Source organism: Thalassovita taeanensis (genome assembly GCF_900110775.1).
GTDB classification, from domain to species: domain Bacteria; phylum Pseudomonadota; class Alphaproteobacteria; order Rhodobacterales; family Rhodobacteraceae; genus Litorimicrobium; species Litorimicrobium taeanense.
Genome location: NZ_FOEP01000013.1, coordinates 53,925 through 71,376 on the forward strand (window position 1 = coordinate 53,925; position 17,452 = coordinate 71,376).

Here is a 17,452-nt window from a genome sequence, read left to right on the forward strand (position 1 = left end):
TGTTTTCGAACTCGATTTGTGCCCTCTCGATATCTCTGCGCGGTTCGCGCTCAGGGACGCATCATGGGCGTACCGGCGTTGTGACATCAGGTCGCTGCGTCGTTGGAGCATGACCTGAATTTGGACAAACATCTACTTTTCACTCCCGGCCCTGTGAATGTGGCCGAGACCCTGCGTACCGCGATTTGCAAAGAGGATATCTGCCATCGGGAAACTGATTTTGACGACCTTCTTGCAGGCATCGAGCACAAATTGCTCTCACTTTTTCAGATCAGAAATCGGGAACGCTATCGCGCAGTAGTGATCACAGGTTCCGGCACGGCGGCCAACGAGGCGATCTTGTCATCCGTCGTGGGCAATGGTGCCATTCTGATCCTGTCCAATGGTGAATTTGGCGGACGGTTGCACAAAACATCGTTGATCCACAACAAACAGACCCACCTGATCGAAATGCCGTGGGGCGTGCCCTTTGATGTTGCGCAGATCGCGGCCTATCTGCTGGCAAACAAGATTGATGTGGTGGCCATGGTCCACCATGAGACTTGTTCAGGCATGCTGAACCCGCTGGCGCAGATTGGGGCCCTGGCCAAGGCCTGTGGCGCGCTCTTCGTGGTTGATGGTGTAAGTTCGGTTGGAGCTGAAGTGATCGACATGGAGGCATGCAACATCGCGTTTGTGTCGAGTTCCAGCTCCAAAGCACTAGGATCATATCCGGGCTTGTCGTTTGTCGTGGGCCGCAAGAAACAATTCAAGCGGCTCAAGCGTCACGCGGCTAAAACCACCTATTTGAACCTCGCAACATTCTATGCCTTCCTCAAGACCCACAGCCAGACACCCAACACGCCTGCTGTTCCATTGTTTTTCGCGCTGGATCAGGCGCTAACGGACATTCTGCACGAGGGCGTTCTGATGCGCTATGCGCGCATCAAGGCGCGGGCTGATCTGCTGCGGAACGGCATGCGCAGGCTCAACCTCGACTTTGAAATTGATGAAGCCGACATGTGTTCGGTACTGACCACGGTCCGGGTGCCGGCCTCTGTATCAGTGCATGATCTGCGTGCGCGTCTACGTGAAAAATCCATCATCATCTATGAAGGAAAGGGATGCTTTGCAGGTAAGGTTTTTCAGGTTGGTAATATCGGGGAGCTCTCGGATGACGACATCCGGTATTTCCTGTCCACCCTCAAGGACGTGCTGCTGACGCTTCAGGCAGATACGGCAGACCTTGTTATTCCGGTTAGGCCAAATCAAACGCCCCCCGCCGTGTTGCCTGTGCCTGTGCCCGCACATGTGCGGGTGGTGTCATGAACGATAAGCTGAAACGACTCTGGGCGACCAAGACCAGCGATGACGAGTGGTGGTCGTCCTTTGTCACGGCACCGCTGGCTATCGTTGCCAATTATGGCGCTGTCGACATCCCTTGGATTACACCTAACCGGATCACAGCGGCTTCGTTCCTTGTGGCTATCGTGGCAACGTTTGCAATTCTGGTCGGGGGCACTGCGTGTTTCATCGCGGCGGCCATCCTGATCCATATCAGCCATGTCCTGGATTGCATGGACGGTCAGATGGCGCGCTATAGAAAGGTATCGTCCCCCGTTGGCAGCTATTACGATCGTATCACCGATCAAGTGCAGGTCACGTTGTGGTTCGGGGCGGCAGGCTTCGCTGCATTTGCGCAGACCAACAGCGTCACGCCGGTCTTTCTGTCGCTACTCGGTATCGCGTTCTATGGATTGCGCGGCTATGCGAAATACGTGGCGTTAGAGATCGAAACGGGACGCAACCCAGATTACCCTGCTCAGATCGCGCAAATGAAACAGGTACAGACCACCGCAGGTCTAGGATTTGGTCTGAAGGCAAATCTAGCGTGGTTTGGGCGTGAACAAAGCAAGGTGCTCGCCTTTGATGAAGGCGTCTTCATCTTCATGCTCTCTGCGGCACTGATCTTTGACCAACTCATACCTATGCTTTGGGTATTTGCGTCAAGCCAAGTGTTCTGGGGCCTCTACAAATCGTGGCTGCGCGGAAAAAACATCGACGAAAATCTGAAGGTTCCAACGCAAAAATAGCCTGCTTCAATATGGCTCATTTAGGATTCAAGTATCATGAAAAACGAAAAACACCGTGCACCGGTTGCCGTCATTCTGGCCGCGGGCATTGGATCGCGCCTCAGCCCCCTGACCGACAATTGCCCGAAAAGCCTTCTGTCGGTGGGCGGGTCTGTCATTCTCGAACGTATGATCCGCAATTGCCTGAGCTGCGGGATGTCGCAATTTATTCTCGTGCTGGGGCACCGAGCAGACGAGATAAAGAAGTTTGTAGACAAGACGTTTCGCGGCATCCGTGTCACCTATGTGATCAACGAACGATACCGCGAGACGAACACAGGTTACTCCCTGATGCTGGCCTCCGACGCGATTGGCACAGCCGAATTTGTTAAATTCGATGCAGACGTGGTGTTTGATGTCAAAATTCTGCGCCAACTTTTGGACAGCGACCACGCAAACGTCTTGTGCATTGACCGCAATATTGCGCTTGAGGACGAAGAAGTTAAGGTCATCGCAAACGATCAAATGCAGGTCCTTGAGGTTGGCAAGTCCGTCGATCCGAAGCGCGCGTTGGGTGAATCTATCGGCGTTGAAAAGATTAGCTCCGGAACGGGCGCACTGCTGTTCGTAGAGCTTTCAGAAATGATGGAGAGCCGTGGAAACCTCCAGGCGTATTACGAGGCAGCTTACGCGCAATTGGTCGATAAAGGTACGCAGTTCCATGCTCTTGATATCAGTGGTCTTGACTGGACTGAGATCGACACAGCCAAAGATTTTGCTGCCGCAAATGCGATGTTTAGCAGCCCTGTTACTACCATATCACGTGGCCAGCAAAAGGTGCTGGACGAGGCTGCGGATGAAGCCGCCATACATACGCACGTCTGATACATCTACAGCCCTGCGCCAGAGATCCGGCGCGCGGTGTACGGCGCAGTGATGCCCTTGCCATCCCGGCACAGGATCGCTGCATTTGAAAGGACCTTTCATGGCCAAAGGCAACAACAGCAAGCGTGGCAACAAAGAAGCCAAAAAACCCAAGCAAGAGAAGCCGAAAGTGTCTGCGACATCCAATTCTCTGGCCGGAAAACCTCCTCTGGAAATTGGTGGCAAGAAAGTGAAGTAACCAAAATGTATCGGATTTCGTCCGCCCGAGGTATTCAGCTTAGCTGAGTTGCGCACCCTCGCGCGGGCGGTGTCCGAGACATGTCCCGAAACGCCTTTGATTTAGATTTGGAAGACCTTATGAGTGAAGTAGAAGAGTCCGGTACAAAGGCTCACTATGTCTGCCAGACATACATTGCCAAGGCGGCTGCGCGCGGGCAGCAAGGCAACCTTCAAATCGACAAGCAACTACAATATTCTACGCCCCATGAAGCTCAAGAGCGGGCAGAACGTGAATTTCGCGCGGAAAATTGCGTCGGTGCTGACGCTTATATGGTGATAGAAGATAGCGATTCCGGCGAAGTCGGAGACCCGACATTTTTAGTAAGACTTGGGTCTGTCTCTGAGCAGGATTGACTTCAAAATCGCCAGTGCTTTGAAAACATAGGTTGGCCCGCAAGCGTTTACCTGCGGGCCGGTAGGTCGTGATTTACATCATGCCGCCCATACCACCCATACCGCCCATATCAGGCATGCCACTGCTGTTTGCTGCGGTAGGTTTATCCGCAACCATCGCTTCGGTCGTGATCAGCAAGCCTGCCACAGATGCAGCATACTCAAGTGCTATCCGAACGACTTTAGTCGGATCGATGACACCGGCCTTCAACATGTCGCCGTATTGCTCTGACTGTGCGTCGTAGCCAAACGTCTTGCTGGAATTCTCGACGATCTTGCCAGCAACGACCGATCCATCGACACCAGCATTCTCGGCAATCTGGCGTAGAGGCGCTAGAAGTGCCTTGCGAATGATCGCGATACCAGCCGCCTGATCCGCGTTGTCTCCCTTGAGACCTTCTAGGACTTTACCAGCATGCACCAGTGCGACACCGCCGCCCGGTACAACACCTTCTTCGACAGCAGCACGTGTTGCGTTCAGAGCGTCATCGACACGGTCTTTACGCTCCTTAACTTCGATCTCAGTTGCGCCACCGACTTTGATCACAGCAACGCCACCGGCAAGTTTTGCGAGCCGTTCTTGCAGTTTTTCTTTGTCGTAGTCTGAGGTCGTATCTTCGATCAATGCACGGATCTGATTAACCCGCGCAGCAATTGCGTCCTTGTCACCCGCCCCGTCGATCACAGTTGTTGTGTCTTTGGTAATTGTGATCTTCTTCGCGTCGCCAAGCATGTCCATCGTGACACTCTCCAGCTTGATCCCCAATTCCTCAGAAATCACTTGGCCACCTGTCAAGATTGCAAGATCTTCCAACATTGCTTTGCGACGATCCCCAAACCCAGGCGCTTTGACACCGGCTACTTTGAGGCCACCCCGGAGTTTGTTCACCACAAGCGTCGCGAGTGCTTCGCCATCAATGTCTTCAGCGATAACCAAAAGCTGCTTATCTGCCTGCATAACAGCCTCAAGCAAAGGCACCATAGGTGCCAATGATGTCAGCTTTTTCTCATGAAGCAGAATGACGCAATCTTCCAGGTTTGCGGTCATCTTGGTTGGGTCCGTAACGAAGTACGGGCTGAGGTAGCCACGATCAAACTGCATGCCCTCGACCACTTCGGTCTCAGTGTCGAGACCCTTGTTCTCTTCGACGGTAATGACGCCTTCGTTACCGACCTTTGCCATCGCGTCCGCGATCTGTTGACCGATGGCCGCTTCGCCATTGGCGGAAATGGTGCCGACTTTGGCGATCTCGGCGGTGTCGCCGACAGGGCGGGACATGGTTTTGACTTCGGCAACAACGGCTGTAACCGCTTTGTCGATGCCGCGCTTCAGGTCCATCGGGTTCATACCCGCAGCTACTGACTTCATGCCTTCTTTGACAATGGCCTGCGCAAGAACGGTTGCAGTCGTTGTGCCGTCACCGGCTTCGTCATTGGTGCGGGAAGCAACATCTTTGACCAATTGTGCGCCCATGTTCTCAAACGGGTCGGACAGTTGGATTTCCTTAGCGACTGTGACGCCGTCTTTGGTGATACGTGGTGCACCAAAGGATTTGTCGATCACTACATTGCGCCCTTTGGGGCCAAGAGTGACTTTTACAGCGTTGGCGAGCGTGTTGACGCCCCGGAGCATGCGGTCACGGGAGTCCGTGCCAAATTTTACATCTTTTGCAGACATATCGGTATTCCTAATTGAAGATTATGTGAAAGTTGCAGCGTCGTTCAGGCCATAATGCCGAGAATGTCGCTCTCCTTCATGATCATCAGTTCTTCACCGTCGATTTTGATTTCTGTACCGGACCACTTGCCGAACAAAATCTTGTCGCCAGCTTTGACGTCCATGGCCATCCGTGCGCCAGCATCGTCCTTTGCACCTGCGCCAACAGATACCACTTCGCCTTCTTGTGGTTTTTCCTTGGCGGTATCGGGAATAATCAGACCGCCTGATGTCTTTTCGTCACTTTCAATGCGACGAACCAGAACGCGGTCGTGGAGCGGAGTAAACAACATAGGTATGCTGCCTTTCAAGATTTACGGGGGTGGATGGCGTGCTTAGAAACACATTGGCACTCGCCACACCAGAGTGCCAATACGACTGAGATGGCTATCGTTGAGGTTGGCTACAATAGACTAATCGTAAATATTTTAGGGCCTAGCACATAATTGGGCGCGCCCGACCATCGATCTCTGCAGCCGCTCCAAACCGGCGTCACCTCTTCCGCCGCCAGCAATCTCTTCCCACTCAAAGAGCAGGGTGCTTTGGATTTAGGTCGTATTCCCGCGCTTTGGTCGAAAATGGATAAGCATGGCGTGCAAGATGACCTGCATTGTCGAGTACAATTCAGGACAAGGGACTTAGCAGTTGAACGTACATTCTATTGACGATGGATTTACGCATGCCGAATGTAGCGCAATCATCACCGCCGTGGCATCAGCTCCAGCGAGAGAAGCTTTGCTAGTCGGCCAGAACCGGGATCATAATCTGCGCCGCGCTAAGCTCGTTTGGCTGGATGAGATAGACGGCATGGCGTGGGTCATGGAGCGACTTATCGACGTTGTGAGAGCCTCAAACCGAAACTGGTTCGACTTTGATCTCAGAGAATTTGCCGAGAGCCCACAGGTTGCCAGCTACGATGCCACGGATGGCGGTCATTTTACATGGCATTCCGACATCGGTGATGGCCCAATGGCACAAAAACGAAAACTGACGTTGGTCGCGCAGCTTTCCAAGCCCGGAAGCTATGATGGCGGTGATCTGGAAGTTATGCCGGGCGCGCATATCATCGCCGCAAACCGGACGCAGGGCTCCATCACTATTTTCCCAAGTTTTCATCTGCATCAAGTGACGCCTGTGTCACGAGGGACCCGACATTCTTTAACCGTCTGGGCGCACGGCCCCAAGTTTCGGTAGATAGAAGGACGTAGAGTTACGTTTCGCGTTCCAGTTTTTTCCGCGCCAGTTTGCGGGCACGGCGGATTGCTTCAGCTTTCTCCCGTGCCTTTTTTTCAGAAGGTTTTTCGAAGTGTTGCTTCAGCTTCATTTGCTGGAAAACACCTTCGCTCTGAAGCTTCTTTTTCAAAACCCTGAGTGCTTGATCGACGTTGTTGTCGCGAACACTGACCTGCATTTGGTTTTCTCTTCTTTTGAGGACTTACCAGAATGACAGTTGCTAGAACCCGCATCTTGTCAAGATAATTTCGGCGTTATCACACGTTTCAGCATCGGCGTTCCGCGAGCCTCGCCGTTTTTGAGCCTGCGACAAGGGAAGTCGAAGGGAGCGATTCCGCTAGCAACAGGAAAAGGGCACAATCGGCGACCGGCCTCAAGTCTCATGAAAAAGGATCCGCTGCTCTTTTTGCAATGGTTTCACTGGCTTCATACGGTTTTCGCCCAGGCGCGGATGCAGCCGCCCGGCAATCCCCCAAGCTAGCAAGCTTGCCACACCTGCAGTAGCAAAAATGCCTGATATCGGGGCGGACAATAGGATCAGCCATGCCGCGCCTGGTGTCAGGATGCCGGAGACGTCCCGGTAGGACGAGTAAACGGCCGACATTTCGGTGCGTTCCGACGGTTTGACGGCCATCAGGAACGGCAGTCCGGCACAGATATCCAATAGGATCAGAAAGAAACTGCCGATAAAAAGCAAGCCGACTGTTGCAGTCGGGGCTGATGAAACCAAACTGGCGGTACAGAATAGACATGCGCAAGCCATGAACCCGGTTTGAACCGAACTGCGCACAGAATGTTTCTGCATCCATCTCAGCATCAACGGCGACCCAAACAGCGCTGCATTCGTGACCGACAAAAGCGTCCCGCCCAGCGTATCTCCAAGCCCATTTTCGACAGCAAAAATGGGTAGGTAGACAACATAGGCCCACCACCCGCATGATCGGATAACCGCAAAGAGCCAACCAGCTATCAGGCGGGGTTGGCGCAAGAAACGCCCTAGAAATGCCAACGGATTGACAGGTGCACGCTGCGCCCGAGTGATCTGTTTGCCGTTCCCCAGCCGCAGAAAGATAAACGCTCCCAGCATGGCTGCCGCCGCCACGCCCGAAATCACGAACGGGGCGGGCCTCCACCATTCCCACAACAGGACGCCCAGCATCGGACCGACGGTCCATCCCAGGGCCGAGTAGAACATGCGCAGCGTTTCGCATTTCCCCAATTCGATCCGCGCGATGTAATCCAACACATAGGCGTTGAAACAGACAAAGGTCACGACCGTGGCCAGCGAGTTCAGGACAAGCCCCAAAACGATCATCTCTGGTGAGCCCAATGTTGCAAGGCCCGATCCAATGACGAACCCCATCGCCCCGATGCCATACATCCATCGCCTCGCTATCCAGCGATTGAGAAATGGAACGAGAAGCCCGATCAACAATGAGATGATGCCGATCGCGAAATATATCGAACTGATCAGGGCCGCGTCCTGGAGCGCGTCGTACATCGCAACCGGAAAGACGGAAATCAGGATGCCACGTGCAACTGCCTCAAATGCGGCAAGGGTCGCAAAACCCCGCACTGATGGTGCGGGTGCATGTCGTAGCCATTCGGGGATTCGACGCTCAAACATCTTTCATGGGCCTAAAAGTATTGCCCCGAACATGCGCAGCACTCTTAGCGTGTCTGTTCGAAAGGCGACAACTATGATGGTTCACGACCCATTTTTGAGTTTGACGAACATTTCATCGTCGTCTCAGCCATCGGAATTGACGCCGTTGAAAAGCAGCTTCAATCGCGAAACAGGTATCCGCAGGGGGTCATTGAGGCGACCTCAGTGAAGGTTGGGTTGGTCGCAGCTTGATTGTTGGCAGACTTTGCTTCACCCCAAATTTTACGAACGGCTGGGTTTTACGCCGCACGGTAGCGTAGTCATTTACGCTGTTGCAGAAATTTCCATGTTGCGCGCGCTCGCAGCACAAAATCACAATGGCCGAGTCGGGCTCGTTCTCCTCTTTCGTTGCATTATGCACGAACGGCTGGTTTCATTAATGTATGGTCGTGCCCCTACCAGCGAACCCCATGTAAGCAACACATTGAGTTAAACGCGTCATCGGAAGGTGTTGTCTAGCTGCGCTTACTTCGCAGTGCCATGTTGAAACCATTTAGGCGTAACGCCGCAAACGTAAGACACGGCTATCACCAAAAACAGGATCGTCGTAACTACGCCCAACCACTGAGACCACCCGGCAATCCATATTGGTATTGCCACTGTTGGAACTCCGATGACAAAGCCACCAAGACGATCTATTACTCTACGATTGTTCATTGTCTGTCACCTTTTTGGACTCTGATTTTGCAAGGCGCTCACGTTCCATTTGCTCGCCCCACTGCTTCATTTCGTCTGCATCAATAAATCCATACGACATGGCCCAAAGATCAGCCTGCTCTTTGAGAAGAAGTTCCGCGTCTGGGTCGGACATGCTCATCTTCTCCCCAATCTGCCAAGCCTCGCCAACTGAGCCAGCATTTGCGATCCAGTCCCCGTCGATGGATTGCCACCTGTGGGTGTCACATTTGCCATCCCCGGCCGTTGAGGCATTTGTTGCACCCCAAATATCTGACGTGCTTTGAGTGCGGCGTATTCTGCTCCACTTGCCCCCCCAACGAGATAGCGATTGTAGGCTTGCTGATTACCCATGGCGGCACGCGCAAATCCATAGCTTCCGCCCAAGCCGCCAGACAAGGCTGGCATCATGATGTTTCCGGAAATCGCCCGTACAATGAACGGAGTCGCGACGATGAACCCCTTGGCCATCAACACCATCATAAAGAACGGAATTAGGGCGCCGATATTGGTGGCACCCTCTGGATCGCCAAGCTCACCTATAAGTGCGGAAGACACGCCAGTGATTGTGGCAAACACACCAGCCACCACAATCGGATATATCGCGAACGAGATCAGCGCCGATAGCCATCGCGCAAAGTAGTCTTTTGTTACATCAAACAGCGTCAGAAAAATCATCACCGGCGCAATTCCAATAAGAAGAGCGATCATCAGGCGCGACGCGACCAGAATGAAGGCAGCCAACCCACCAAGGATCGACAGCATTAGCACACCAAGGATGTCGAGCATTGCGCCCGCCATCCAGTTGAGCTCCGACCCTGCAGCATTGAGATACTCGCCAAGCTCGGCAATGAGCCGGTCAAATTCTTCGGCGAATGTGCCAGACGGGCCGGGCACGCCGCCGCCCACAGACGCGACAAGCGCGCCGGCAATACTGTCGATCCCCGCGAGGATCGCGGATGATAGCGCGTTGAACTGAACCCAATTGGTTGCAAATATCCCGATGAGCCCGATCTTGACCGCAAGCCAGAACGCCGTTTGCCCGTCCATCGCTTTGTACTGATATATCATGTTCAGAAAGACGAAGATCACGACGACCGTAGTTCCAAGGACGAGCAACGTCCCCACCGTTGCAGCAACAGACCCGAACTGAGTTTCGGCGGCGGTGTCGAGATAGCCTTGGGAGGTTTCAACGAAGTAGGTGACAACGCTCATTTCAAGATGTCCTTACCAATTACCTGCGGCTTCGCAGATTGCTTGGGCTTGAGATCGGAATTCATTCGCACGGCGGTTGTAAGTGTCCGAAGCGTGCAACATTCCTGAACGGTCCGCATCGGCATGGTTTTCTCGGAAGGTGACTTCGGCTGAATCCCAAGTTGGGAAGCGCGTGGCGCAGTCGCAGGACCCTGTCTCAACGACCCGCTCGATGCTCTGTGCTCTATAAATATCCTGGACCAAGACACGCTGGTAGGCGTCTCGCAGCGCGATATTTTGCATCCAATCTGGCTCGTTTGGGCGCTCAGAGCAGACATCCGGAATGCCCTCAAGACTGGGGATCAGATTGCGTTCCGCCAGCAAGGGTGGTGCAATCAGGCCCAGAACAACCGTCAGCCAAGTGAGACGGACAATACGATGCTTCACCCTTGGCCTCCAACATCTGCGGCTTTGGAGGTTTCACGTTTCAGGAAAGCCGTGTGGCCAATATTGGCAAATTCTGACGAGCTGATTGAGACAACCTCCCACCCGATTTGGCCCTTTGCATTCAACGCGGCCTGCATTTCAATCAGACTGTTTTTGCGATCCATCGGGAACGACAGGATCTCGTATTCATAGGTTTTCATGCGGGTGCTCCAATCTGTTCCATGCCGGGGAGGTAGAATTCAGTAATGCCGCGGGCGCCGTTGTGGCGCCCGGTTTGGATAATCACGTCGATGGAATTCTCGATGTATCGAACCATGTCCGCATAGGTCATCGGAACCTCCGTCTTGAGGGCGGCGATCGCCAATCGCTGCACCGCCAGTTGCGGGGTTTCGGCATGTAGCGTGGTCATTGATCCACCATGACCCGTATTGATGGCTTCCAGGAAGGTCATGGCCTCTTTGCCGCGCACCTCGCCGAGGATGATTCGATCCGGCCGCATGCGCAGCGTCGCGGTGAGAAGAACGTCTGCGGTTTGCAACGCTGCATCGCGGTTGGCGATAAGAGTCACCACGTTTGGTTGCGCGGGCAGAAGCTCGGCGGCCTCCTCAATCGTGATGATCCGCTCCTCAGCGCCGACATGGGAGAGAATCTTGCGGGCTGCCACGGTCTTGCCAGTCGACGTACCACCCGAGACGATCATGTTGAGCCTATTCTCAACGCAAAAGGCCAGCGCATCGTCGATTACGCCGGCTTCCACGACTGTGCGTAACTCTTGAGTCTTTTCCTGCCGCACCTCTTCGAGCTTGCGTTCTTTGCCGAATAGAAACGACAGTTCGATGTTTTCGAGGGAAAGGCTTGAGAAGAACCGCAAACTGATCGACATAGCCGACATGACGGCAGGCGGCGTGATGACCTGTGCGCGGATCGGGCGATCTTTGTAGGCAATCGAGACCGATACAATGGGCCTGTCCTTGCTCATGGTGGTGTTTGCGCTGGAGGCAATCTGATTGCCCAAGTCCTTAACTTCAGTTTCCGTTAGCGATTGATCCAGAAGACGCATGAAGTGATCGCCCTGGAATTCACCCCAGCAGGTGCCGTCCGGATTGATACAAATCTCTATGACATCGTAGCGGGACGCGGCGTCCAGCTTATCAAGTGAGGTTTGAAGATAGCTGAGCGACATGGGATCAAAAGATCTCCAGATCGCGGTCAACCATGACGGTGACGCGCGCACCTTGGTCGACATAGATAACGGGACCGATGGAGAGGTAGTCGCTGATCACGCTGTCAGTCGCATCGGCCAGATCATCGCCAACATCCTCAAGAACACCTGCTGTGGCTTCGTCTTCTACAGAGGCTGCCGCCGCACTTGGGGCCGCCGAGATGAGCGAAATCAGAGCTGCAGAGCCAAAGCGTTCAGCGAAGCGGGTGTCGACAAACCCTGTCACGCCGGAACGCCCCAACTCATCGCCGCCAAAGGAACTGATCTGGATGGTCTGGTTATCGGGCAGGATGATGCGGTCCCAGGCGATGGTGACGCGCTGCTGTGCAATATCGATCCCCGAGCGATAGCGCCCGATCAGGCGTGACCCACGCGGGACAAGAAGGCGCGACCCGTCAAAGCTGAAGACATCTTCGGAGACAACGGCGCGGGTCTGACCGGGCAGGGAGCTGTCGAGTGCGGTTTCCATGACTGCCTGTATCATCGTGCCTTGAATGATGGTGTTGGAAGGGTTGGCGATGACTTCGGCTTGGGTGACGGAGGTCGGCAACGCGCCGTTCAGGACAAAGTCTGTGACTTCGCCGAATGTGCGCTCAGCAAGCGGGGTTTCATTCGCGCCTGATGTGCCGCCAAATGCAATTGTTGGGGAGGTAACCCGGCGATCCTGAAATGCGCGCTCCTCTGCAGCACGGCGTTCAAGATCAGCCATGCGGCGGGCTTCCTCTTCGCGGCGCAACCGTTCTGCCTCTCGCGCAAGGAGGTCTTCCTCGGATGGTCCGATAGGAACTGGCGCGGGCACTGGCCGATTGGCCTCCAGTTGGGCCAGCTCCAAGTCCATACGGATTTGTTCCAACTCGCGATCACGCGCCGCCAGTTCGTCCTGAAACAGCTGTTGGGCGGCTTGGGACGCAGTTTGCAAGGCCGCGATTTGAGCGGTTAGCCCATCAATGGCGTCCGCAGCCGCCGTGTCTTCTTCTACCACCGGTTCCGGAGCGTTGCGCAATTCCTCGATCTGGGCTTGAAGGGCAGCCAGTTGCGCGAGAAGCTCCGCGTTGGGCTCACTTGGCGCAGTTGGGGCTAGGACAATTTGCGTTTCCGGGGCAGGGGGCGGTGGTATGGCTTCTATCGCCCCAAAACCATCACCCTCATTTTGAAACACATCAGGTGTGGCTGTTGGCAACGCCGTTTCTTCGTCTGATCCGGAGATCATGTAGAGGACGGCGCCACCTGCACCAACGAGTGCGACGACGATGACGGCCAGAAGGGGCGAGCGTCTGGCTTTAGGTGAATCCCCGCGATGTCCGCCCTGTTCTAGTGCGGCGAGGCGTTTTTCGAGCTCTGTGTCCCCTGCATTGCTCATGATGACGCGCCCGCTGGTGGGGTCGCTTGAATGCAAACCACCTCATCTCCGAGACGCAGCACCCACCGCGTGTTTACGCCTGAGACGCGGATCACACCGTCCTCGATCGCCTGCGTGTTGACCGTGCGCTCGCGGCCACTGGAATATCTGAAGATGCCTGGCACTGGCGCATTTCGGGCAAACGCGAAATACGTGAACGTCCCGTCATCCCATACGCGCGTCGGGGTGAACTGGACCCGCGTGCTGGCCCCGTAATTATAGTTGGGGGCTTGGCTCGCAATTGCACGGGTTGGTCTCGCGTCGTCATCAGGATAGCGGAACTGGACCACATAAAAGGTGGGGCTCTGCGTTTCTTGGACGTTGAAGTAATAGCTGCGACGGTTGGTATAGACGGTCACATTGGTATGAACGCCGCGCGCGACGGGTTTTATCGCAAAGGCCTGCCCGCCCGGCACACCGTCGATCTCAAAGCCCTCAGTGTCGCCTGCAATGATCGAGCGGATGCTTTCACCTTCTCCAAATTCTACAGTGGTCACATGGGTGAGGGACACGTTGAGGCGATAGATCTGTGCCTCTTGATATGTGGCCAATCGAACGCGACTGTCATTGGGTCCGCCACGCGGAATGGCTTCAGCAATGGCCAAACTCGGCACCACGGCAAGCATGAGAATACTGAGCAACTTTGTAAGCAAACTAATTCTCCAATCTGTCGGAGCGGATGGAATATTCCAACACGGTGAAGCCAAAGGGGTTGGACCAAACCTGATCGATGGAGCGGCTGGCCTCGGGGCGGAACTCAAAGAGCAGCGTGGCGGTGAACAGGCCGGTCTGGACGCCATTGATGGAGTTGAGGCGCTTGCGCAGACGGACCGTGGCGCGATTGATGCCGATCCGGTTGATGCTGAGAACTTCGACATCCAACCGGCCGCTCGTGCCATAAAGCGTGGGCGGATAGTCCGCATTGGCACTGTTCCAGATTTGGCGCAGTGAAGCTTCCGCTGCGCCGTCCGAGCGACGCAGCACACTACGGACCCGGACATCGTTGTCGAGTTGGTTGTAGACCTCGCGATCACTGATGTAGCGGAACACTTCCGCCTCAATGATGGCTTGGTTCTCTGTGACGGTCGTTGCTCCGACTGAGGCTTCTGGCAGTGCAAAGCCAGTCGATGGATCGTAAGGGACAACGACGGGCGGCGGATCAATATCGAGGATCGAGACAGCCGCAGCACTCAGACACCCCAGAATACCAAAGATGAGGCCAATCAAGCCAAGCCGCTGCCAGAGCCGTTCGCGGCGCAGCGCGCCGTACACCAGCTCTTCTTCAATGATTTCTTGTTCACTCGCCACGCATCACACCTCAATCTGCATTGAGGTCAGGCAAGGTGAAATCCATGAACCGCTGCTCTTCGGCGATGGTCGCGGCATCGATCACGCCACCGGTGCCGTCACCTACGGTTTGAATGGCTTCAAGCTGCCACATGGCGACTAGTGCAATCGCAAGTTCCGCCGTCACGCGCGTGTTGAGATCGACGCTTTCCTTCAACTCATCCATGTCATCGATAAGGCCAACGAGCCGGTCCACGCGTTCGAGAGATTGTCCCGCATCGCCATAGCTGTTTTGCGCTGCGGCTGAGACAAGCGCGCCAGTCGTGGCTTGGGTCGCGATGCGATTGGCACCTGGATTGCCGCTCGCGGCCATTTCCGAGAGCGTATCGTCATCAAAGCCGAGATCGGCCAGAACACGGTCCATCTGAGTTTCGATCTCGCCCGCGCCGGAGCCGGAGAGGCCGGAGAAATCCCCCGTCTTGATCGCCTCGATGGTCGCGAGGATGTCTCCGAATTCCTGATCCAAAAGGCCGTTCAACTCTTCTTCTGTGAACGGCGGAGCAATACTCGGCCACGGTAGCGACGGCATAGTGTTGTCGCGGGCGGCGTAAAAGTCGTCCACTTTTGCCCTTTCGGATTTCGGGAGGGCTTGGGGATATACACCGTGGACTTGTATTTGAAGGTGCGTCACGCTCATTTCCAAGATGGATTGAGCGGGCGTCAGATTGCCCGGGATTTTGGGATCAGCCGGGACAGTGTTGCGAAGATGTTGGCCTATTCGGAACCGCCGGGATATCGGCGGACAGCGCCGATCAGGCGCCCGAAGCTGGATGCGTTCACCAGCCAGATGGACCAATGGCTTGCTGAAGACAGGAGCCGCCCTCGCAAGCAGCGTCACACCGCCAAGCGTATTTTCGAGCGGTTGCGGGACGAGTGCGGTTTTGATGGCAGCTACACCATCGTCAAGGATTACGTTCGAGACCGTAAGCGGACCGGCAAGGAGATGTTCGTGCCGCTGAGCCATCCGCCCGGTCATGCACAGGCCGATTTTGGTGAAGCGCTTGTCGTGATCGGCGGCGTCGAGCAGAAGGCACACTTCTTTGCCCTCGATCTGCCGCACAGCGACGCATGCTACATCCGGGCCTATCCTGCGGCCAATACCGAGGCGTGGCTTGACGGCCATGTCCATGCCTTTGCGTTCTTCGGCGCGGTTCCCCAGTCGGTTCTTTATGACAATGACCGCTGCCTGGTAGCCCGGATTCTGCCGGATGGCTCCCGGCAAAGAACCCAGCGGTTCAGCGCGATGTTGTCGCATTACGTGATCCGGGACCGCTATGGCCGTCCCGGCAAGGGCAATGACAAAGGGGCCGTGGAGGGGCTGGTCGGCTACGGACGTCGCAACTTCATGGTGCCGATCCCGTCCTTTCCGGACTGGCACGCGTTCAACGCTCACCTGGAAGAGCAGTGCCGCAAGCGCCAGGGTGATGTTCTGCGTGGCCACAAGGTCAGCATCGGGGAACGGCTGAAGGCCGATCTCGCGGCGATGCGGGATTTGCCCGGCACCCCCTTTGAGGCCTGTGAGTTGCAAAGTGGCCAGGTCACATCGACATCGGTGGTGCGTTATCGCGGCAATGATTACTCGGTGCCGGTTGCCTACGGCCACCGTGCGGTCTGGATCAAGGGCTTCGTGACCCGGGTTGTTATCGGCTGCGGCGCCGAGGTGATCGCTGAGCATTCGCGCTCCTATGACACCGGCGACATGGTGTTTGATCCACTGCATTACCTGGCGCTGATCGAACGCAAGATCATGTCCTTCGATCAGGCCGCGCCTCTGCAGGGCTGGGAGTTGCCCGAAGCGTTCAAAACCCTGCGCCGACTGCTGGAAGCCCGGCAGGGAAAGGCCGGCAAGCGCGAGTATGTGCAGGTCCTGCGCCTTCTGGAGCGCTTCGAGATTGACGTGCTGCATCTTGCCGTCAAAGATGCCCTGCGAATGGGAGCGGTCAGCTTCGATGCAATCAAGCACCTGATCTTGTGCAGGGTCGAGCAAAGGCCTCCGAGGCTGGATCTGGATGTCTATCCCTTCCTGCCCAGAACCAACATCACCACCACCTCCGCCGCATCCTACATGAGCCTGCTGGCAGGAGGTGGGGCATGACGGATGCACCCGAACTGCTGCTGGCCCACCATCTCAAAACGCTTCGGCTGCCCACGTTCTTGCGTGAACATGACAAGCAGGCCCGTATCTGCGCCGCTGAAGGCGTAGATCACGTGCGTTACCTGGCCCGGCTGACCGAGCTGGAACTGATCGACCGGGAACGGCGCATGGTGGAACGCCGGATCAAGGCCGCAAAGTTCCCGACCATCAAAAGCCTGGACAGCTTCGACTTCAAGGCGATCCCGTCGCTCAACAAGATGATGGTCCTGGAGCTGGCGCGCTGCGAATGGATCGAACGCAAGGAGAATGTGATCGCGCTCGGTCCCTCCGGCACCGGCAAGACCCATGTCGCCCTCGGGCTGGGACTGGCTGCCTGCCAGAAAGGATTGCCTGTCGCCTTCGTGACCGCCGCAGCCCTCGTGCACGAGATGATGGAGGCCCGCGACGAAAAACGCCTCCTGCAACTCCAGCGCAAACTCGCCAAGGTCAAACTGCTGATCATCGACGAGCTGGGATTCGTCCCCTTGAGCAAAACCGGCGCCGAGCTTCTGTTCGAGCTGATCTCACAGCGCTACGAGCGAGGGTCGACCCTGATCACAAGCAACCTGCCCTTCGAGGAGTGGACCGAAACCTTCGGCACCGAACGCCTGACCGGCGCGCTGCTGGACCGGCTGACACACCACGTCAACATCCTAGAGATGAACGGCGAAAGCTACCGCCTCAATCAAAGCCGCGCCCGCCTCGCCGCCGCTAACAAATGAACCTCACAGAATTGGCCTGACGGCCAATGCGCCTTGGACCGGGCTTGCTATATGAGGGCCGCACGCTCCAAGGCGCTCGCCCCAAACT

20 protein-coding genes and 1 pseudogene are annotated in these 17,452 nt (G+C 55.7%); 8 read left to right on the plus strand and 13 right to left on the minus strand.

Annotated elements, in window-relative coordinates; translation table 11 throughout:
• The first annotated feature begins 159 nt into the window (after positions 1–159).
• The 5 genes from BSF79_RS15270 to BSF79_RS15285 all read left to right on the plus strand — a co-directional run bounded on the left by BSF79_RS15270 (position 160) and on the right by BSF79_RS15285 (position 3,569).
• Positions 160–1,308, plus strand: a complete 1,149-nt coding sequence (locus BSF79_RS15270; protein ID WP_245776426.1) for a pyridoxal-phosphate-dependent aminotransferase family protein — start codon at positions 160–162, stop codon at positions 1,306–1,308.
• A complete protein-coding gene (locus tag BSF79_RS15275) occupies positions 1,305–2,072 on the plus strand; it encodes a CDP-alcohol phosphatidyltransferase family protein (RefSeq protein WP_090270693.1) in 768 nt (255 codons plus the stop codon). Before BSF79_RS15270 ends, BSF79_RS15275 begins: the two co-directional genes overlap by 4 nt.
• 36 nt (positions 2,073–2,108) lie before the next feature.
• Positions 2,109–2,936, plus strand: a complete 828-nt coding sequence (locus BSF79_RS15280; RefSeq protein WP_090270694.1) for a phosphocholine cytidylyltransferase family protein — start codon at positions 2,109–2,111, stop codon at positions 2,934–2,936.
• Positions 2,937–3,036: 100 nt separating this feature from the next.
• A complete protein-coding gene (locus tag BSF79_RS19815; RefSeq protein ID WP_175545347.1) occupies positions 3,037–3,174 on the plus strand; it encodes a hypothetical protein in 138 nt (45 codons plus the stop codon).
• Between the two features lie 119 nt (positions 3,175–3,293).
• Positions 3,294–3,569: a hypothetical protein gene (locus BSF79_RS15285; RefSeq protein WP_245776427.1), complete on the plus strand. Its 276-nt coding sequence runs from the start codon at positions 3,294–3,296 to the stop codon at positions 3,567–3,569.
• A 73-nt stretch (positions 3,570–3,642) separates the two neighbouring features.
• On the opposite strand, the gene groL is transcribed toward BSF79_RS15285, so the two are convergent.
• Complete coding sequence (gene groL / locus BSF79_RS15290) at positions 3,643–5,286, minus strand: chaperonin GroEL (protein WP_090270696.1); 1,644 nt, start codon at positions 5,284–5,286, stop codon at positions 3,643–3,645.
• A gap of 44 nt (positions 5,287–5,330) precedes the next feature.
• The gene (locus tag BSF79_RS15295; protein ID WP_090270697.1) at positions 5,331–5,618 is read right to left on the minus strand and encodes a co-chaperone GroES; all 288 of its coding nucleotides are present in this window, start codon (positions 5,616–5,618) and stop codon (positions 5,331–5,333) included.
• 352 nt (positions 5,619–5,970) lie between these two features.
• Here BSF79_RS15295 and BSF79_RS15300 point away from each other — a divergent pair, with 352 nt between their 5' ends.
• Positions 5,971–6,519 carry a 2OG-Fe(II) oxygenase gene (locus BSF79_RS15300; RefSeq protein WP_090270698.1) on the plus strand — a complete coding sequence of 183 codons (549 nt, stop codon included), beginning with the start codon at positions 5,971–5,973 and terminating at the stop codon, positions 6,517–6,519.
• A 16-nt stretch (positions 6,520–6,535) separates the two neighbouring features.
• Here the strand turns inward: BSF79_RS15300 and rpsU are convergent, their stop codons facing one another.
• The 11 genes and pseudogenes from rpsU to BSF79_RS15350 all read right to left on the minus strand — a co-directional run.
• Entirely contained in the window at positions 6,536–6,736 is a 201-nt protein-coding gene (gene rpsU, locus BSF79_RS15305) for a 30S ribosomal protein S21 (protein ID WP_090270699.1), read from the minus strand.
• 195 nt (positions 6,737–6,931) lie between these two features.
• Positions 6,932–8,185, minus strand: coding sequence for an MFS transporter (locus tag BSF79_RS15310; RefSeq protein ID WP_090270700.1), 1,254 nt, complete (start codon positions 8,183–8,185; stop codon positions 6,932–6,934).
• Between the two features lie 682 nt (positions 8,186–8,867).
• Entirely contained in the window at positions 8,868–9,035 is a 168-nt protein-coding gene (locus BSF79_RS19820; protein WP_175545348.1) for a hypothetical protein, read from the minus strand.
• Positions 9,036–9,037: 2 nt separating this feature from the next.
• Positions 9,038–10,114, minus strand: a complete 1,077-nt coding sequence (locus tag BSF79_RS15315) for a TrbL/VirB6 family protein (RefSeq protein WP_090270701.1) — start codon at positions 10,112–10,114, stop codon at positions 9,038–9,040.
• 12 nt (positions 10,115–10,126) lie between these two features.
• Positions 10,127–10,540, minus strand: a complete 414-nt coding sequence (locus BSF79_RS15320; protein ID WP_090270702.1) for a hypothetical protein — start codon at positions 10,538–10,540, stop codon at positions 10,127–10,129.
• The gene (locus BSF79_RS15325; RefSeq protein WP_090270703.1) at positions 10,537–10,740 is read right to left on the minus strand and encodes a hypothetical protein; all 204 of its coding nucleotides are present in this window, start codon (positions 10,738–10,740) and stop codon (positions 10,537–10,539) included. The genes BSF79_RS15320 and BSF79_RS15325 overlap by 4 nt, the downstream gene beginning before the upstream one ends.
• Complete coding sequence (locus BSF79_RS15330) at positions 10,737–11,723, minus strand: ATPase, T2SS/T4P/T4SS family (RefSeq protein ID WP_090270704.1); 987 nt, start codon at positions 11,721–11,723, stop codon at positions 10,737–10,739. Before BSF79_RS15330 ends, BSF79_RS15325 begins: the two co-directional genes overlap by 4 nt.
• 4 nt (positions 11,724–11,727) lie before the next feature.
• A complete protein-coding gene (locus BSF79_RS15335; protein ID WP_090270705.1) occupies positions 11,728–13,122 on the minus strand; it encodes a TraB/TrbI/VirB10 family type IV secretion system protein in 1,395 nt (464 codons plus the stop codon).
• Complete coding sequence (locus BSF79_RS15340) at positions 13,119–13,787, minus strand: TrbG/VirB9 family P-type conjugative transfer protein (RefSeq protein ID WP_090270706.1); 669 nt, start codon at positions 13,785–13,787, stop codon at positions 13,119–13,121. The genes BSF79_RS15335 and BSF79_RS15340 overlap by 4 nt, the downstream gene beginning before the upstream one ends.
• A gap of 28 nt (positions 13,788–13,815) precedes the next feature.
• Positions 13,816–14,469 (minus strand): VirB8 family type IV secretion system protein, encoded by a 654-nt coding sequence (locus BSF79_RS15345; RefSeq protein ID WP_090270707.1) that lies wholly within the window; start codon positions 14,467–14,469, stop codon positions 13,816–13,818.
• Positions 14,470–14,479: 10 nt separating this feature from the next.
• Positions 14,480–14,995, minus strand: a pseudogene (locus BSF79_RS15350) (type IV secretion system protein); the annotation flags it as partial.
• A 108-nt stretch (positions 14,996–15,103) separates the two neighbouring features.
• Here BSF79_RS15350 and istA point away from each other — a divergent pair.
• Positions 15,104–16,603, plus strand: coding sequence for an IS21 family transposase (gene istA, locus BSF79_RS15355; RefSeq protein ID WP_139246466.1), 1,500 nt, complete (start codon positions 15,104–15,106; stop codon positions 16,601–16,603).
• Positions 16,600–17,364, plus strand: a complete 765-nt coding sequence (istB, locus tag BSF79_RS15360; protein ID WP_058317429.1) for an IS21-like element helper ATPase IstB — start codon at positions 16,600–16,602, stop codon at positions 17,362–17,364. The genes istA and istB overlap by 4 nt, the downstream gene beginning before the upstream one ends.
• Positions 17,365–17,452 lie beyond the last annotated feature (88 nt).

Excerpts from the sequence above, each read along its gene's own strand:
- BSF79_RS15285 (WP_245776427.1), top strand. The coding sequence starts at position 3,294 with ATGAGTGAAGTAGAAGAGTCCGGTACAAAGGCTCACTATGTCTGCCAG.
- istB (WP_058317429.1), top strand. The coding sequence starts at position 16,600 with ATGACGGATGCACCCGAACTGCTGCTGGCCCACCATCTCAAAACGCTT.
- BSF79_RS15340 (WP_090270706.1), bottom strand. The coding sequence starts at position 13,787 with ATGCTTGCCGTGGTGCCGAGTTTGGCCATTGCTGAAGCCATTCCGCGT.
- BSF79_RS15275 (WP_090270693.1), top strand. The coding sequence starts at position 1,305 with ATGAACGATAAGCTGAAACGACTCTGGGCGACCAAGACCAGCGATGAC.
- BSF79_RS15310 (WP_090270700.1), bottom strand. The coding sequence starts at position 8,185 with ATGTTTGAGCGTCGAATCCCCGAATGGCTACGACATGCACCCGCACCA.
- BSF79_RS15315 (WP_090270701.1), bottom strand. The coding sequence starts at position 10,114 with ATGAGCGTTGTCACCTACTTCGTTGAAACCTCCCAAGGCTATCTCGAC.
- BSF79_RS19820 (WP_175545348.1), bottom strand. The coding sequence starts at position 9,035 with ATGTCCGACCCAGACGCGGAACTTCTTCTCAAAGAGCAGGCTGATCTT.
- BSF79_RS15325 (WP_090270703.1), bottom strand. The coding sequence starts at position 10,740 with ATGAAAACCTATGAATACGAGATCCTGTCGTTCCCGATGGATCGCAAA.
- rpsU (WP_090270699.1), bottom strand. The coding sequence starts at position 6,736 with ATGCAGGTCAGTGTTCGCGACAACAACGTCGATCAAGCACTCAGGGTT.
- BSF79_RS15335 (WP_090270705.1), bottom strand. The coding sequence starts at position 13,122 with ATGAGCAATGCAGGGGACACAGAGCTCGAAAAACGCCTCGCCGCACTA.
- groL (WP_090270696.1), bottom strand. The coding sequence starts at position 5,286 with ATGTCTGCAAAAGATGTAAAATTTGGCACGGACTCCCGTGACCGCATG.
- BSF79_RS15280 (WP_090270694.1), top strand. The coding sequence starts at position 2,109 with ATGAAAAACGAAAAACACCGTGCACCGGTTGCCGTCATTCTGGCCGCG.
- BSF79_RS15295 (WP_090270697.1), bottom strand. The coding sequence starts at position 5,618 with ATGTTGTTTACTCCGCTCCACGACCGCGTTCTGGTTCGTCGCATTGAA.
- BSF79_RS19815 (WP_175545347.1), top strand. The coding sequence starts at position 3,037 with ATGGCCAAAGGCAACAACAGCAAGCGTGGCAACAAAGAAGCCAAAAAA.
- BSF79_RS15330 (WP_090270704.1), bottom strand. The coding sequence starts at position 11,723 with ATGTCGCTCAGCTATCTTCAAACCTCACTTGATAAGCTGGACGCCGCG.